This is a genomic window from Billgrantia saliphila, assembly GCF_002930105.1.
Classification (GTDB): domain Bacteria; phylum Pseudomonadota; class Gammaproteobacteria; order Pseudomonadales; family Halomonadaceae; genus Halomonas; species Halomonas saliphila.
This window is the reverse complement of the sequence record NZ_PJRN01000028.1, coordinates 15,854-30,993: the sequence shown is the minus strand read 5'-3', so window position 1 is coordinate 30,993 and position 15,140 is coordinate 15,854. Positions and strand designations below refer to the sequence as shown.

The following is a 15,140-nucleotide window of genomic DNA, read 5'->3' as shown; positions in this document are numbered from 1 at the left end:
GCAACCGCTACGACCAGGGCGGCCAGAACCAGCAGTGGCGCGACCAGGACCGCAACCGTTACGACCAGGGCGGCCAGAACCAGCAGTGGCAGGACCGGGACCGCAACCGCTATGACCAGGGCGGCCAGAACCAGCAGTGGCGCGACCAGGACCGCAACCGCTATGACCAGGGCGGCCAGAACCAGCAGTGGCGCGACCAGGACCGCAACCGCTACGACCAGGGCGGCCAGAACCAGCAGTGGCAGGATCAGGACCGCAACCGTTACGACCAGGGCGGCCAGAACCAGCAGTGGCAGGACCAGGACCGCAACCGCTATGACCAGGGCGGCCAGAACCAGCAGTGGCGCGACCAGGACCGCAACCGCTACGACCAGGGCGGCCAGAACCAGCAATGGCGCGACCAGGACCGCAATCGCTACGACCAGGGCGGCAATTAAGCTCACCAACAACGTCAGCCGTACATCGCCGGCGATGTTGTGATTCGTAAATAGCGCACAACCGAGTTCATTGGAGGAACCATGTTTAAACGGATGCTAATTGCCACTGCGGTATCAACCGCGCTGGCCTCAACCATCGCAATGGCACAGCCGCAGGAGAGCCGTGACGGCTACGGTTACGATAACCAGCCCCGTAGCGGTCAGCAGTGGGACGGCATGGACGGTCAGCAGAGAGGCGGGGACTACGATTACGACAGGCAGAGAAATCAGGGCGGCCCGTCATGGGACGATAGGGAGCGCCAACAGTACCGGAGCGAGAATCAAAGGAACCCGCAGCAGAACCAGCCATGGGACGATCGGACCCGCGATTCCTATAGGGACGACAGCTACGGTTACGATCGCAATCAGGGAAACCAGCGGGATGATCGCAACCGTCAGCAGTATCAGGATGATCGCTACGACAATGGCGGCCAGAGAAACCAAATGGACAGTTCCAGCCGCGGCTCCGACCCCCACAGCCAGCAGGGCGGCCAGCAAGCCCATCATCTCTTCATGCAGGGCTATATGGAAGGTAGGATGGAGGGTTTGCAGGAAGGCGCCATCCGAGGTTATCGCCAAGGCTTCGTAGAAGGACTCCAGGAGGGCCAGAGCGATAGCGATAGCCAAAGCCAGGGGCAGAACCAGGGCCAGAGCACCTCATCGATGCGTGACTCGCAGGGCTCCATGAACCGAAGCGGTAGCGGCTCAGGCAACCAGGGCAGCTCGCCGGAACGTGACTCCCTCAGCACTTCCGATACCGAGGACTCCACTCCTTCCGAGGAACCGACCACCACGCCGGATCTGGGGGAGGATGACGAGACGGATTCGGAATCTAACTGACCGCCCTGAAGCAGCCAGAAGGGGCGGCCTCGCTCCTTCTGGCCACCCGCCCGGTTTTTCGTCGACGACACAAAATCCATGCCTCGTAATCCATACGCCAGATTGGCGTAATGGCCGTGATATGGTTCATTTGATACCAACGTGAAGCTCAGTCCCGTTTCAGCTACAATAAGCAGACTAACGATTGGCGGGCGTCTCTCCTCCCTGCACAGGCCACGATCATCGAGCCTGACAGTGGAGGGGACGCCCGCCGGTCGTTGAATCGCCCTTCTCCAGGAGAACCGATGTGCTGAGGCTGAAGTCCCCTGCCACGGTGGTCACGCTGGCGGCGCTGACCGCGCTCGGCCCGCTGGCCACCGACATGTACCTGCCGGCGATGCCGGCGATGGCCGAGGCGCTCGATACCGGCCCCGACCAGGTACAGCTGACGCTCAGCCTCTACATGGCCGGCTTTGCCTTGGCGCAGCTGTTCTGCGGCCCGATCTCGGATCGCTTCGGCCGCAAGCCGATCATGGTCGCCGGCTTCGGCCTGTTCCTGCTGGCGAGCCTGCTGTGTGCCTTCGCGCCCAGCATCGAATGGCTGCTGGCGGGTCGCTTCCTGCAGGCGCTGGGCGGCGCCGCCGGCCCGGTGCTGGGGCGTGCCGCCGTGCGCGATATCTACGGCCCCATCGAAGCCGGGCGTATGCTCTCCTACATGGCCAGCGTCACAGCGCTGGCACCGGCGCTGGCGCCCATCGTCGGCGCGGGGCTGCTCCTCTTCTTCGGCTGGGAATCGATCTTCCTGCTGCTGACGCTATACGCCGCGGCGATGCTGCTGGTCCTCGCCTTTCTCATGCCGGAGCCGCTGGCACGGGAGAATCGCCAGTCGGTCCATCCCGCCACCATTCTGCGCAATTACCGCATGCTGCTGGGGCAGCGCGCCTTCCTGGGCTATACGCTGGTCAATGCCAGCGGCTTCGCCGGCCTGTTCGCGTTTCTCTCCGGCTCCTCCTTCGTGCTCATCGAGTTCATGGGCATGACCCCCTTCGGCTACGGGATCGGCTTCACGCTAATCGTGGCCGGCTTCTTCAGCGGTACCCTGATCAGTGGGCGTTACAGCCACCGCCTGGGCCGTGATCGCCTGTTGCTGCTGGCCACGTCGCTGTGCGCGCTGGCCGGTACCATCATGGCGGGTCTGGCGGCAGCGGGTGTGTTCACTCCCTGGGCGGTCATCGGTCCCCACATCCTGTTCCTGTTCGGCTTCGGGATCGTGATGCCGCAAAGCATGTCCGGGGCGCTGGCACCCAACCCACAGTGTGCCGGCTCGGCCTCCTCGCTGTTCGGCTTTCTGCAGATGACCATCGCCGCCCTTGGCGGAGCGCTGGTCGGACGGCTTCACGACGGCACCTCGCTGACCATGGCCATTTCCATCGGTCTGGGCGGCATACTCTCCCTGGTGGCATACCTGTTGCTGGTACGACCGGCCAGCCAGGCAGCCGCGACAAGCCAGGTCCGATCGTAGCGATGGACGATACGACGGCTTCCCGCCCAGTCATCTTCCTGCTGGCGTTGGCGGGCTTCGCCAGCATGGCCTCGATGCGCGTCACCGATGCCATGCTGCCAGCACTGTCAGAGGCCTTCAGCCGGCCGGTAGCCGACGCGGCGCAGAACATCACGCTGTTCGCCATCGCCTACGGCGTGATGCAACTCGCCTATGGCCCGCTGGGCGACCGCCACGGCACCCTGCGGGTGATTGGCCTGGCCACCCTGGCCTGCGCCGTGGGTGCCTTGGGCTCGGCGCTGGCCGGCTCCTTGTCCGCCTTGCTGCTGTTTCGCACCCTGAACGGCGCCACGGCGGCGGCCATCATCCCACTCTCCATGGCCTGGGTCGGCGACAACGTGCCCTACACGCGGCGTCAGGTGACGCTTGCCCATATGCTCTCCGGTGCGGTGATGGGGCTGATCGCCGGTCAGGTCGCTGGCGGCTTTCTGGCCGATACGCTCGGCTGGCAGGCGGCGTTCGGGCTGCTCACGCTGCTGTTTCTCGTCGCGGGCAGCCTGTTGCTGGCAGCCCTGCGCCGCCGGCCGGAACTATCACCCATCAAGGGTGAGCGGGGACGCGTGGCCTACGTCTCGCGGATCCGCGAGGTGCTGCGGATCGAACGCGCCCGGCGCATCCTGGCGCTGGTGTTTCTCGAGGGCATCGCCGCTTTCGGTGCGCTGGCCTTCGCCGCCAGCCACCTGTACGAACGGCTCGGGGTGTCGCTGACCCAGGCCGGCCTGATGATCGCGTTGTTCGGGGTCGGCGGGCTGATATTCGCCGCCCTGGCGCGCCCGCTGGTCGGCCGGCTGGGCGAGCCGGGCCTGGCCGCAGGCGGCGGCGTGCTGATGGGGTTCGGCTTCTGCCTGCTGGCACTGGCCACTCAAGCGCTGGCGGCCACCGCCGGCGCCTTCTGCGCCGGTCTCGGCTTCTACATGATGCACAGCACCCTGCAGATCAACGCCACCCAGATGGCACCCACCATGCGCGGCACCGCCATGGCGGTGTTCGCCGGTTGTCTGTTCCTCGGCCAGTCGGTGGGTGTCAGCCTCGGTGGGCTGATGCTGCGGCAGGTAGGGAGCCTTTGGCTGCTGGCCGGCGCCGGGGGCTGGTTGCTGGCGCTGGGGATCGCCTTTTCCTGGCTGCTGCGCCAATGGCACGTCGAGCAGCCCGACGCCGTGCCGTCATAGCCCTCCGTTAATCAGATCGTCCCGGAAGCCGGCGACCCAGCGCATGGCCTCTTCCAGTTCGCCTGCATGAAAGACCCGCGCCTCGACCTGGGGAAACAGCTTGTCGGCCAGTTTGGTCGTCGTCTCGATCCAGCGCTTGTCGCCAATCACCGCGGCGCGCTTGAAGCGGTGATACTCGCCCAGCTTGCTCATGCCGTAGGCCAGGTCGCGCTGCAGCGCCTTCGCCGTCATGTGCTCGAACTGGGTCAGGTCAGCCAGCACACCGATATGCTCGTTATGCTCAAGCTTTGCCTCGATCGCCGGGATCATCACGTCGTAGTCCTCGCCGCGCAGCGTTCCGGATATGCGGAACGCTGCCACGTACTCGGGGGCCGGCAGTATCTCGATCATCGTCTCTCCTCCATGGCTGCCCGGTTTCTCGACTTCTCCTTACGGCAGCATGGACCGGCGCGGGTTCCCGTGCACGCCCGGGCGTCATCGCCAGAACGGCTTGCTCGCCTCGCGCCGGGCCGTGGAGCGGTCGAGCCCGATGTCGTTGAGCAGGCGTTCGTCGAGTTCCAGCAGGCGACGTCGGGAATGACTGCGCTGGCGCAGATGCTGAAACCTGCCGCGTAACCGCATCCAAGCAAGAAAAAACATGGCCGTCTCCTGTCGCAGGGGGTACCGGAACAGGCTACGGCGAATCTTTTTATCGATACAGATTCAATATTTGAGTATTTTATAGGTACAGAATGGCGCTGCGGGGTCGCTGTACCGGGCACGTCTACCTGAACTGTACCGCCATCCCGAATAAGAAGGAAGAACTGTCATGAAACGTTACGACCAGGTGGCCCAGGCCCTGACCCAGCGCATCGAGCAGGGTCAGTATCGCGTGGGCGACCGACTCCCTTCGGTACGTGCCCTGTGCCGCGAGCTTGGCGTCAGCGTATCGACGGCGCAGGAAGCCTATCGCCGCCTGGAGGAGTCCGGGCTGGCGGAGGCGCGTCCGCGTTCGGGCTATTATGTGCTGCCCGTCGCCCGCCCCGAGACGCTGCCCCGGGTCACGCGTCCGGCCCAGCGCCCGCTCGAGGTGTCGCAGTGGGACCAGGTGCTGGAGCTGGTAGCGCCCTCCCCCGAGGAGAGCGGCCGGCTGATGCTGGGCCGCGGCGTGCCCGATCTCGACGCCCCCAGCCTGCGCCCGCTGAAGCGCGAGCTCGCCACCCTGCACCGCCGGGTCGGCGCCCACGGGCTGAACTACGACAGCCTGCAGGGCAGCCTGGCGCTGCGGCGTCAGGTCGCTCGGCTGGCAACCGCCTCGGGCTGCCTGCTGCATCCCGACGACGTCCTCATCACCACCGGCTGCCAGGAGGCGCTGTCGCTCGCCCTGCGCACCCTGACCGAGCCCGGCGACGTGGTGGCGGTGGACTCGCCGAGCTTCTACGGCACCATGCAGATCCTCAAGGCGAACCGGCTCAAGGCGCTGGAGATCCCCACCGACCCGCGCACCGGCATCAGCCTGGAGGCGCTGGAACTGGCGCTGGAACAGTGGCCGATCAAGGCCATTCAGCTCACACCGACGTGCAACAACCCCCTCGGCTACACCATGCCCGAGGCGCGCAAACGTGAACTGGTGGCCCTGGCCCAGCGCTTCGACGTGGCGATCATCGAGGACGATATCTATGGTGACCTGGCCTTCGCCGCGCCACGCCCACGCAGCATCAAGAGCTTCGATGACGAGGGCCGGGTACTGCTGTGCAGCTCCTTTTCCAAGACGCTGATGCCGGGGCTTCGGGTCGGCTGGATGGCGCCGGGGCGGCATCGCGACCAGGTGCTGCACATGAAGTACGTCTCCACCGGCGCCTCGGCGACCCTGCCGCAGTTGGCGGTGGCCGAGTTCGTTCAGCATGGCCATTACGAACGTCACCTGCGCGAGATGATTCGGCAATACCGCCGGCACCGGGACATCATGCTGGGCTGGGTCGAACGTTATTTTCCGGCCGGCGCCGGAGTGAGCTATCCGCAGGGGGGTTTCCTGCTGTGGCTGGAGCTGCCGGGAGTGGACTGCGTGCGACTCAAGGATCGCCTGGCGGAAGAAGGGCTGCATATTGCCCCGGGCTCGCTGTTCTCGGCGTCGGGCAAGTATCGGCACTGCCTGCGGCTCAATTATGCCGCCGCCATGACGCCGATCATCGAGGCGGCGCTAGAGCGCGTGGGCACCATTGCGGCCACCATGCAGCGCGAAGCGCATGGCGAGTCGGTCGGCCGGGCCGTCCCCGGTGACGCTCCCGTCAGGCGGATCACGCCGTGACCGGCTCCGGAGCGCGCCCCTCCAGCGCCGGCAGCAGGTAGCGCTGCCACAGTGTCTGCTCGTGCTCGGCGCGGAAGAAGCCGAAGTGGCCGATGCGGGTCAGCCCCGCTTCCTCCGGCCGAATGCGCAGCCGGGTGCACGGGGCATTGGCATAGAAGCCGTGCAGCGACTCGGTGTTGCGCGCGGACATGAAGTCGTCGTCGGTGAAGGAAAGCGATACCACGGGCGTGCGAACCGCAGCGAAACGCTCGCGCACGCCGGGCTCCGCCCCCACCGCATACTCCGGATTCAGGCACCAGCGCCGCCACTGGCGTATGACACCTTTGGGCAGGTCGCCCACCATATTGAGACGCCGGCCGGGAAAATAACCCAGCAGGGGCGTGAGCAGCGGCGCGGCGCCATACCACAACAGCCACACCCGTCGCTTCAGCGCCGGGGCGTTCTCGCGCCAGTAGCCGCTGCCGGCGGCCACGGTGACGATACGCTCGAGACGCTCATGGCCGGGCACCAGCGGCGGTATCTGGCCACCCAGGCTGTGGCCGAGCCAGTGCAGCGGCACTTCGGGCGCGCGATACGTCAGTTCCTCGATCATCGCCGCGGCATCGTATTGCGCCCAGTCGAGAATGGTGGTCTCGAAGCCCCGCAGCCTTGGCGGGCGCGACAGTCCCATGCCGCGATAATCGAAGGTGGCCACGGCCATGTCCCGAGCCGCCAGCCAGCGGGCCAGCGGATCGTAGAAACGCTGCGGCACGCCCATGGCCGGCGCGATCAGCACCGCCGCCTTGGGCGCCGTTGGCGGTGAATGGAAGCGCGCGACGATGGTCTGGCCGTCTGCGGTCAGAACTTGCCGCTCCTCGATTGTCGGATCCACGATCTCCCCTCCTGAGCAGGCTGCCAGCGAGGCCGTACGGCCCCCTCGAACCATGGTAAGGTGTGGAGTCGACTCCACAGTCAAGGGGTTTTTCATGCTGATCGGGGAACTGGAGAAGGCCAGCGGGCTCGGTCGCGACACCATTCGCTTTTACGAGAAGCGCGGCCTGATCACGCCTCCGCTGCGGCGCGCCAACGGTTATCGCGAGTACACCGAGCGAACCCTGGCCGAGCTGCGCTTCGTACGCCGCGCCCGCGAGTTGGAATTCACCCTCGACGAGATCCGCGAGGCGATCCCGCGCATGTGGGAGCCCTTGCCGCTGTGCGGCGAGCTGCAGGCCCGCCTACTGCACAAGCGCGAGGCGTTTCGCGCCCAGATCCGCGATGCCGAGGCCAAGATCGACATGATCGATGACCTACTGTCGCGCCGGGGCGCCGCCTCCGCCTGACGCCGCCGGGTCATACGGAGACTTCCGCGACGCCTCGCCGTGCCTCCTCGATGGCCGCCATCACCCGGTCGACATTCTCCACACGATGAGAAAGCGCCAGCGCCAGTTGGGCCAGGAACAGGCGCTCCTGTGCTTCGGGTAGTGCGTCCAGGGTCTCGGCCAGGCGTTCGTATACCCGCTCCAGGTCGGCGAAGGGCAGTGTCGCATCGGTCATCTCATTCTCCTCCCAAGGCAGTCGTGAGGGCGGCGTCGAGGTCGCCGGAAGCGAGGCGTTTCCAGCGCGCCACCACATGGCGGTCGGGACGCACCAGGTAGGCGCTGCCCGGCGCAGCGCCGTAAGCGGTGAACAGGCTGCCGTCTGCGTCCGCCAGCGCGCCGATATCGTCCGGCTTGCGGGCCACGCGCAGCAGGTCGATGGCGTGGCCGCCAGCCTCGAGCATGGCCAGGCGGTCGGCCAGTTCGGCGTCGAGACGGCCATCCGTGCTGAAGTGCAGCAGCGTGAAGCCGCTGGCCAGATGATCGAGCAGGTAGTCGTCCTCGCCCAGTCGGCGGTTGATCAGCGGCGCGCCGGGCATCGGCCCGGCGCCGAAGCCGCCGTCATCGGCCTGGGTCAGCGGGCTCTCGGCGTAGGTGTAGGGCGTGACCTGGCGCGGGTTGGCGAAGCCGCTGGCGTAATCGTTGTGCAGCGCCAGCGTCAGGGCGGCGTCGCGCATCAGCCGGTAGCCGCGGCTCGGCGGGGTCATGAAGCGTGTGCTCTTGCCGGCATTGGCGAAGACGTCGAGCGTTGCGCCGCGCCGCTCGGGGCTGTAGCTGTCGAGCAGCCGCTCGGGCGCCCGGCCCTGGAGCACCCAGGCCAGCTTCCAGCCGGCGTTGGCGGCGTCGGCGAAGCCGTTGTTGAGACCGCGCACGCCGAAGATCGGTACCAGGTGGGCGCTGTCGCCGATGAACAGCACCCGGCCATGGCGATAGTCGTCCAGCGCCAGGGTATGGGCCTTGTAGAGGCTCCACCACTCCAGTTCCCAAGCATCGCTTTCGCCCAGTACGTCGCGCACGATCAGATCGACCCTGGCGCGAATGTTGTGCTCCTCTACCGCCGCTTCCGGGTCCTCGTCGGGACCAAGCTGGTAGTCGATGCGCCAGATGTCGTCGGGCTGTCGGTGTACCAGGAGGGTGGTGTCGGGCAGGGCGCGGGAGTGGAAGAAGGCGCGCCGCTCGGTGGGGAAGTCGGAGCGCAGGCGAATGTCGGCGATCACGTAGCGCCCCTCGTAGGCCTCGCCGTGCAGGGCGAGCCCCAGCGCCTTGCGCACCACACTGCGGGCGCCGTCGGCGGCCAGCAGGTAGTCGCATTCGAGGCGATACTCGCCCTCCGGCGTGGCCACGTCGAGGGTTACGCCGCTTGCGTCGTGACGCACGCCGGTCACCGCGCTCTGCCAGCGCAGCTCGACAGGCTCGCTCGCATCGGCCTTGTCGATCAGGAACCGTTCGATGTACTGCTGCTGCAGGTTGACCATCGGCAGGAAGCGCTCCTGCTCGGAGTGCGGCATCTCGAAGCGAAAGATCTCGCGGTCGCGAAAGTAGGTGCGACCCCGGGTCCAGCCCAGGCCCTTCTCCACGAAGGGGGCAACGACATCGAGCTGCTGCAGGATCTCGAGGCTATGGCGGGAGATGCAGATTGCCCGCGAGCCGTCGTTGACGGTGGCCTTGTCGTCGAGCACTACGCTCTCGATGCCGTGGCGCGCCAGCTCCAGCGCCGCGGTGACCCCCACCGGGCCGGCGCCGACGATGGCCACGCGGTGGCGCACTGCCCGGCCCTCGAGTTCGGCGGGACGCACGAAGGGAAAGTGAGGATAATCGAAGTAGAGCGAATCGGTCTCGGCGCGTCCGGCGGGTCGCATGGGCGGCTCCTGTCAGAATTGTCTCGTCCCAAGACTACTCCGTTAGGCGAGTCACGGTGTCCCGCAAAAGCCGGGACAAACAGAACCGAAAACCGAGCGAACGACAGGACAACAACATGGTGACGCATCCCGACCTCACGCAAGCGACCGACTGGCCGGCCCTGCTACCGGCCATGGCGGAGTGCGTGGCACGCCTGGGCGAGGCGGGTTTCGACGAGGCACTGCTGGCTCTGCTGCGCGGGGCGGTGGGCATCGAGCAGTGCATGGTTTTCGCCTTCGATGGCCGTGACGAGGTCGACTGCCTACTGGCCGCCAACGAGCGTGCGCCGCGGGTGGCCGGCCGCCTGGCCGAACTCTATACCGGCGGCCTGTTCCGCCAGGATCCCAACTACCAGCGTCTGCGCCGACGGCTGGACGCAGGCAGCGATCTCGGCGACGCCGAGGTCACCCCGATGCAGGCCGAGGCGATGCCGGAGGCCTACCGCAGCCACCTGTTCGCCTTTCCCGATCTGGTCGACAAGGTATCGCTGACCCTGCCCGGCCGGGAGAGCGTCTACTACCTGAACCTCTACCGCGGCAGCGAGCCTGGCCCCTTCACCCATGGCGATCTGGCCTGCCTCGATGCCCTGGCCCCGCTGTTGGCGAGCCTGATCCGCCGCCACTACGGCCAGGCCAGGCCCGACTCACCCCAGCGCCCCAGCGCCGAGGAAGCCGCCATTCTCGCCCCGCTGTCGGAGCGCGAGCGCCAGCTCTGCCTCTACCTGCTGCGCGGCCATACCCTCAAGACCGCCGCGGTCGAACTCGATATCGCCCTCTCCACCGCCGAGACTTACCGCAAGCGCGCCTACGCCAAGCTCGGCGTGCCCTCCAAGGCGCGGCTGGTGGCGCTGTGTCGGCGGCAATGAACGACCTACCAGGAGGGGCGCCCCAGCATGGCCAGCCTCAACTCAACACCCGCAGGCATTGTCCCGTGCAGTAAAGTGTGCCCCCTTCATAGCCTGAAAGTTAATGCTAATACCCAAGCAAGAATAAAGCACCCCACCCGCCATGCTGCAGGGCGCTTAGAGAGTGTCAAGAACAGCTCAAACTAAGCGGGCCGAAGTTCCCACTGCGGCACCCGCAGCAGCCCCTAAATCCTCCGTTGTGGCAACGGCTTCATTCTGTTCTTTCCAAAGCGCACGCTCGGCATCAGTCGCCTTGGGAGAGAAAATGCCAAGCTGTGAATAAAGAATGCCGATAAAGGGCGATATCCAGCAAGCGAAAGCAAGTGGGATATACAGCAGGTTCTCAACATTACCCTCTGCTATGCCCAGGCCCAGCACACTGATAACAAAGGCCCCACCAGCATTCCATGGCACCAGGGGAGACATCAACGTACCCCCTTCTTCAATAGCGCGAGAAAGGTTCAGAGTTGAATAGCCAAGGCCGCGATAGGTAGGGGCGTACATACGACCAGGCAAAGCAATAGAGAGATAGGGGTCGCCTGCGACCAGGTTGGTGGCGAAAGACGTCAGCATGGCAGAAGTCTGAACTCCTTTGAAACTCTTCACCTTGGACATGATCGCCTGAATAATAGTCTCCAGGCAACGTGTCTTCTCCAGCGCACCGCCAAATCCCAGGGCAATAAGAATCAAAGAGATAGTCCACATCATAGACTGAATGCCACCGCGGTTGAGCAGGCTATCCATCGCCTCGACACCGGTTTCGATGCTATAACCGTAGTTAGCATAGGTCACCACTTCATGCAGGCCGACACCTTGAACCATCATCGCCGTCGCCCCACCCGCAAGCACGCCGGCAAAAAGAGAGGGGATCGGCGGCATGCGCTTAACAGCTAGAATGATGACCAGCAATGCTGGCAGTAACAACCAGGGGGAAATGGTAAAGTTATCGTTCAGCGCCGTGGTTATGGAACGGATTCGCTCAAAGGATGCTGTCTGGTCATCGATCATGCTGAAGCCGGCAACCAGGTAGATCGCCAGTGCAATCAGCATCGCGGGAATGGTCGTTGGCAACAAGTTCTTGATGTGCGAAAAAATATCGGTACCGGTAACTGCTGGTGCAAGATTGGTCGTATCTGAAAGCGGCGACACCTTATCACCGAAGAAGGCTCCAGAAACCACAGCCCCTGCCGTCCAGTACATGGGGATATCGAAACCGGCACCGATGCCCATCAATGCAAGACCGACGGTCCCAACAGTCCCCCAGGAGGTGCCCAAGGAAACCGAGACTACCGAACAGAGAATCATGGCAGCAGCGAGGAAGAACGCTGGGGATAGCAGGGTCAGCCCGTAGTAAATCAGGCTCGGCACCGTCCCACTAGCGATCCATACCCCAACAATCATCCCTACGCATATCAGTACGGACACTGATGGCAGTGACACATGAATGACGTGAAAGACACCTTCCTCGATCCGCTTCCATTTAAAGCCAAGCTTTACACCCACTAGAGAGGTAATGGCCAGACCTACAGCCAATGGAATGTGCGGAGTAAAATCACCGAAATAAAAGATTTGTACACCAATAGCCGCCAGCGTTAACAGCACGGGTGTAAGCGCCAGCGCAAGGCTTGGCTTTTGAAGCTCTATGGATGCTTTGTTTTCTCTCATTTTGTTACCCTTCTTACCTGGCTGTTATGTTTATTCAACGCCTTTTTATTTAAAAAATTCAAGATGTTAACGCCCCCTGATCTTGAATCTCTCGGGAAGATCTTCGGTAGAAGAGAAAGCTTGATTTCTCAGATCAGCACGCGAAGACATTGCCCCGCATGGTAAAGAGTAAATCCTCCTTCATAGACAGAACTCCAAAGCGGTTTCGCCTGAATAGGCTTGGAAGACCGAATCGGCAGCGGTAGCTGGGAGTCATCATTTTGGGTCAGGTATCGAGCAAAACCCTTGCCAACTACCGTACCCGTGGTGATGCCGCGTCCATTATAGCCGGTAGCAGCCAGGATGCCGGGGGCAGGCTCGAAAAGCCGTAACGTATGGTCTGGTGTAAAGGCAATTTTACCCGTCCAATTACACTCCCAATCCACCTTTCCTAATTGGGGGAAGTAATGTTGTTGAATGCGATCAGCCCAGCAACGCAGGTAGGCAACTGGCCGTCCATCACCACGCCCAAGACTGCCCAAAATCAGGCGGCCTTCTGCATCACGGCGCATACTGCTAAGCACCATGCGCGTATCCCAGGCGCCTTGCCGCTCAGGCAAGATGTCACCGGCAAGCTCGTCAGGCAGCGGCGCCGAGGCCACCTGGAAGAAGCAACCGGGAAAGAAGTGGAGGCGAACCTGGTTCCAGTCTTCCTCTGAGTAGGCATTGGTAGCGAGTACTACCTGTGGAGCCACTACGCTGCCTTGTGGCGTGGTAACACGCCAAGCGTCGCCCTCACGCGCAATACCCAGCGCAGGACTCCGCGTAAAGAGGCTTGCCCCCGCAGCGACTACCGCCCTGGCAATACCTCGCGTATAGGCTGTCGGGTTGAGAGTCCCAGCCCGTCGATCCAGCAGTGCTCGACGAATCTGCCTTGTCCCTACCTTCCGCCAGCATGCCTCATCTTCCAGCAATTCCACTGGCGCCCCGCGCTGTTGGAATTGCTCGGCACGACGAGAGAGTTCTTGCTCACCCTTGGCATTATGGGCAAGATGCAGAGTGCCGGCGCGAGTCGCCTGACACTCAATACCATGGCGCTCGATCAGTGCGAACACTTCACTTGGGGCCTCACTCAGGATAGCGTTGGCACGCTCACCATCCCGCTCCCCGAGTGCTTTACAAATATCGTCCGGCGGAATCCATAACCCTGCGTTGACGAGGCCGACATTCAGCCCCGAGCCGCCGCTGGGGATCTCTCCTGCCTCAATCAGGGCTACCGACGTTCCCGCTTCTGCAAGGTGCAGCGCTGTGCTAAGCCCTGTAATGCCAGCGCCTATCACTGTTACATCGGCAGACTGGCGTCCTTCGAGGGCTGGCAGCTCCAGACATGACTCCGGCGACGTAACGTGCCACAGACACTGCGCTTTCATTACCCCCTCCTCAAACGGCGCGCCTGCTCGGCGCGCCGTTGCTGTCAATCAAATTGAATACCTTGTGCGAGAGGTAGCTCGCGGGAGTAGTTGACGGTATTGGTCTGACGACGCATGTAGCTCTTCCACACGTCCGAGCCGGATTCGCGACCGCCGCCGGTGTCCTTCTCGCCGCCGAAGGCACCGCCGATCTCGGCACCGCTGGGCCCGATATTGACGTTGGCGATACCGCAATCGCTGCCCTGATCGGAGACGAAGGCCTCGGCTTCACGCACGTCCGTGGTGAAGACGCAGGAGGAAAGCCCCTGGGGGACATCGTTGTTCATCGCCAGCGCTTCGCCGAAATCGCGATAGCTCATGACGTACAGGATCGGGGCGAACGTCTCGTACTTGACCAGCTCGTCCTGGCGTTCGACCTCGACGATGGCCGGGGACACGTAGTAGCCGTTGGGATAGGCGTCGGCCAACTGACGCTCACCGCCAAAGACCGTCGCGCCCTGCTGACGCGCGCGCTCAAGCGCGGACTGCATCTGCTCGTAGGCCTGGGCGTCGATCAGCGGACCGACCAGATGGCCCTCCATGGGATCGCCGATGCGGATGGCCGCGTAGGCCTTCTTGAGCCGCTCGAGCACTTCCCCGCGAATGGATTCGTGGACGATCAGCCGACGCAGCGTGGTGCAGCGCTGCCCCGCGGTACCGGCAGCGGAGAAGAGGATGGCGCGCACGGCCATGTCCAGGTCGGCGCTGGGCGCCAGGACCATGGCGTTGTTGCCGCCGAGCTCGAGGATGCTGCGCCCGAAGCGAGCGGCCACGCGCGGCGCGACCTCGCGGCCCATGCGGGTGCTGCCGGTGGCGCTGATGAGCGGGACGCGGGGATCGTCCACCAACCGCTCGCCCGCTTCCCGGTCACCGATGATCACCTGGCTGAGATCCCGTGGAGCCTCGTCGCCGAACTCCTGCATGGCGCGTTCCAGCAGGGCCTGGCAGGCCAGTGCGCAGAGCGGGGTCTTTTCGGAGGGCTTCCATAGCAGGCTGTTGCCGCACACCAGCGCCAGTGCGGCATTCCACGCCCAGGGCGCCACGGGGAAATTGAACGCGGTGATCAGGCCGACCGGGCCCAGCGGATGCCAGCTCTCACGCATGTGATGACCGGGGCGCTCGGAGGCGATGGTCAGCCCGTAGAGTTGACGCGACTGCCCCACGGCCAAGTCGCAGATGTCGATCATCTCCTGCACTTCGCCCAGTCCCTCCTGAAGGATCTTGCCGCACTCCAGGGTGACCAAGGTGCCTAGATCCTGCTTGTGACGGCGCAGCTGCTCGCCGAACAGGCGAACCAGCTCACCGCGGCGCGGCGCGGGAACACGGCTCCACTGCTTGAAGGCCTGCTGGGCGCGGTCGATGCGCGCGATCACCGCTTCGGCGCCCTCGAGGGCCACGCGCCCGATCTCGGCGCCATCGGTGGGCGAGGTGACGACATAATCGCCCTGCCGGTACTGGGCTTCGGACACGCCGAGTCGCTGCATCACGGTATCGATCATGCTTCCTCCTGCTGCTTCTTGTCGGTATGAAAACAACTGGCAGTATTGCCGCCGCGGT

15 protein-coding genes are annotated in these 15,140 nt (G+C 64.2%); 7 read left to right on the top strand and 8 right to left on the bottom strand.

Features of this window, described 5'->3' with window-relative positions; all coding sequences use genetic code 11:
- From CYJ07_RS20510 to CYJ07_RS19475, 4 genes are all read left to right on the top strand, one after another.
- Positions 1-437 (top strand): hypothetical protein (locus CYJ07_RS20510; RefSeq protein WP_197038442.1); only part of this gene is annotated, 437 nt, incomplete at its 5' end.
- Positions 438-518: 81 nt separating this feature from the next.
- The gene (locus CYJ07_RS19485; RefSeq protein WP_104205363.1) at positions 519-1,316 is read left to right on the top strand and encodes a hypothetical protein; all 798 of its coding nucleotides are present in this window, start codon (positions 519-521) and stop codon (positions 1,314-1,316) included.
- Positions 1,317-1,602: 286 nt separating this feature from the next.
- On the top strand, positions 1,603-2,817 hold the full coding sequence (locus tag CYJ07_RS19480) for a multidrug effflux MFS transporter (RefSeq protein ID WP_104205362.1): 1,215 nt from the start codon (positions 1,603-1,605) through the stop codon (positions 2,815-2,817).
- Positions 2,818-2,819: 2 nt separating this feature from the next.
- Entirely contained in the window at positions 2,820-4,025 is a 1,206-nt protein-coding gene (locus CYJ07_RS19475; RefSeq protein ID WP_104205361.1) for an MFS transporter, read from the top strand.
- Here CYJ07_RS19475 and CYJ07_RS19470 read toward each other — a convergent pair.
- Complete coding sequence (locus CYJ07_RS19470) at positions 4,020-4,415, bottom strand: SpoIIAA family protein (RefSeq protein WP_104205360.1); 396 nt, start codon at positions 4,413-4,415, stop codon at positions 4,020-4,022. The genes CYJ07_RS19475 and CYJ07_RS19470 overlap by 6 nt on opposite strands.
- Before the next feature lie 84 nt (positions 4,416-4,499).
- Positions 4,500-4,664, bottom strand: a complete 165-nt coding sequence (locus CYJ07_RS19465; RefSeq protein WP_104205359.1) for a YjiS-like domain-containing protein — start codon at positions 4,662-4,664, stop codon at positions 4,500-4,502.
- 169 nt (positions 4,665-4,833) lie between these two features.
- Between CYJ07_RS19465 and CYJ07_RS19460 the strand changes: the two genes are divergently transcribed.
- Positions 4,834-6,312 (top strand): aminotransferase-like domain-containing protein, encoded by a 1,479-nt coding sequence (locus CYJ07_RS19460; RefSeq protein WP_104205358.1) that lies wholly within the window; start codon positions 4,834-4,836, stop codon positions 6,310-6,312.
- Here CYJ07_RS19460 and CYJ07_RS19455 read toward each other — a convergent pair.
- Positions 6,302-7,183 (bottom strand): alpha/beta hydrolase family protein, encoded by an 882-nt coding sequence (locus CYJ07_RS19455; protein WP_197038441.1) that lies wholly within the window; start codon positions 7,181-7,183, stop codon positions 6,302-6,304. The genes CYJ07_RS19460 and CYJ07_RS19455 overlap by 11 nt on opposite strands.
- A gap of 94 nt (positions 7,184-7,277) precedes the next feature.
- Here CYJ07_RS19455 and CYJ07_RS20505 point away from each other — a divergent pair, with 94 nt between their 5' ends.
- Positions 7,278-7,631 carry a MerR family transcriptional regulator gene (locus tag CYJ07_RS20505; protein WP_197038440.1) on the top strand — a complete coding sequence of 118 codons (354 nt, stop codon included), beginning with the start codon at positions 7,278-7,280 and terminating at the stop codon, positions 7,629-7,631.
- Between the two features lie 10 nt (positions 7,632-7,641).
- Here CYJ07_RS20505 and CYJ07_RS19445 read toward each other — a convergent pair whose 3' ends face one another.
- Complete coding sequence (locus CYJ07_RS19445) at positions 7,642-7,845, bottom strand: hypothetical protein (protein ID WP_104205355.1); 204 nt, start codon at positions 7,843-7,845, stop codon at positions 7,642-7,644.
- A 1-nt stretch (position 7,846) separates the two neighbouring features.
- On the bottom strand, positions 7,847-9,526 hold the full coding sequence (locus CYJ07_RS19440) for an FAD-dependent monooxygenase (protein WP_104205354.1): 1,680 nt from the start codon (positions 9,524-9,526) through the stop codon (positions 7,847-7,849).
- Positions 9,527-9,642: 116 nt separating this feature from the next.
- On the opposite strand from CYJ07_RS19440, the gene CYJ07_RS19435 reads away from it, so the two are divergent.
- On the top strand, positions 9,643-10,431 hold the full coding sequence (locus tag CYJ07_RS19435) for a helix-turn-helix domain-containing protein (protein WP_104205353.1): 789 nt from the start codon (positions 9,643-9,645) through the stop codon (positions 10,429-10,431).
- Between the two features lie 177 nt (positions 10,432-10,608).
- On the opposite strand, the gene nhaC is transcribed toward CYJ07_RS19435, so the two are convergent.
- The 3 genes from nhaC to amaB all read right to left on the bottom strand — a co-directional run bounded on the left by nhaC (position 10,609) and on the right by amaB (position 15,082).
- Positions 10,609-12,135, bottom strand: a complete 1,527-nt coding sequence (nhaC, locus tag CYJ07_RS19430; RefSeq protein ID WP_104205352.1) for a Na+/H+ antiporter NhaC — start codon at positions 12,133-12,135, stop codon at positions 10,609-10,611.
- Between the two features lie 128 nt (positions 12,136-12,263).
- The gene (amaA, locus tag CYJ07_RS19425) at positions 12,264-13,544 is read right to left on the bottom strand and encodes an L-pipecolate oxidase (protein WP_104205351.1); all 1,281 of its coding nucleotides are present in this window, start codon (positions 13,542-13,544) and stop codon (positions 12,264-12,266) included.
- Positions 13,545-13,588: 44 nt separating this feature from the next.
- Entirely contained in the window at positions 13,589-15,082 is a 1,494-nt protein-coding gene (gene amaB, locus CYJ07_RS19420; RefSeq protein WP_104205350.1) for an L-piperidine-6-carboxylate dehydrogenase, read from the bottom strand.
- Positions 15,083-15,140 lie beyond the last annotated feature (58 nt).

Bases quoted from the DNA above. Each gene is read 5' to 3' on its own strand.
- CYJ07_RS19465 (WP_104205359.1), bottom strand. From the start codon at position 4,664: ATGTTTTTTCTTGCTTGGATGCGGTTACGCGGCAGGTTTCAGCATCTG.
- CYJ07_RS20505 (WP_197038440.1), top strand. From the start codon at position 7,278: ATGCTGATCGGGGAACTGGAGAAGGCCAGCGGGCTCGGTCGCGACACC.
- CYJ07_RS19485 (WP_104205363.1), top strand. From the start codon at position 519: ATGTTTAAACGGATGCTAATTGCCACTGCGGTATCAACCGCGCTGGCC.
- CYJ07_RS19470 (WP_104205360.1), bottom strand. From the start codon at position 4,415: ATGATCGAGATACTGCCGGCCCCCGAGTACGTGGCAGCGTTCCGCATA.
- nhaC (WP_104205352.1), bottom strand. From the start codon at position 12,135: ATGAGAGAAAACAAAGCATCCATAGAGCTTCAAAAGCCAAGCCTTGCG.
- CYJ07_RS19445 (WP_104205355.1), bottom strand. From the start codon at position 7,845: ATGACCGATGCGACACTGCCCTTCGCCGACCTGGAGCGGGTATACGAA.
- CYJ07_RS19440 (WP_104205354.1), bottom strand. From the start codon at position 9,526: ATGCGACCCGCCGGACGCGCCGAGACCGATTCGCTCTACTTCGATTAT.
- CYJ07_RS19435 (WP_104205353.1), top strand. From the start codon at position 9,643: ATGGTGACGCATCCCGACCTCACGCAAGCGACCGACTGGCCGGCCCTG.
- CYJ07_RS19475 (WP_104205361.1), top strand. From the start codon at position 2,820: ATGGACGATACGACGGCTTCCCGCCCAGTCATCTTCCTGCTGGCGTTG.
- amaA (WP_104205351.1), bottom strand. From the start codon at position 13,544: ATGAAAGCGCAGTGTCTGTGGCACGTTACGTCGCCGGAGTCATGTCTG.
- CYJ07_RS19460 (WP_104205358.1), top strand. From the start codon at position 4,834: ATGAAACGTTACGACCAGGTGGCCCAGGCCCTGACCCAGCGCATCGAG.
- amaB (WP_104205350.1), bottom strand. From the start codon at position 15,082: ATGATCGATACCGTGATGCAGCGACTCGGCGTGTCCGAAGCCCAGTAC.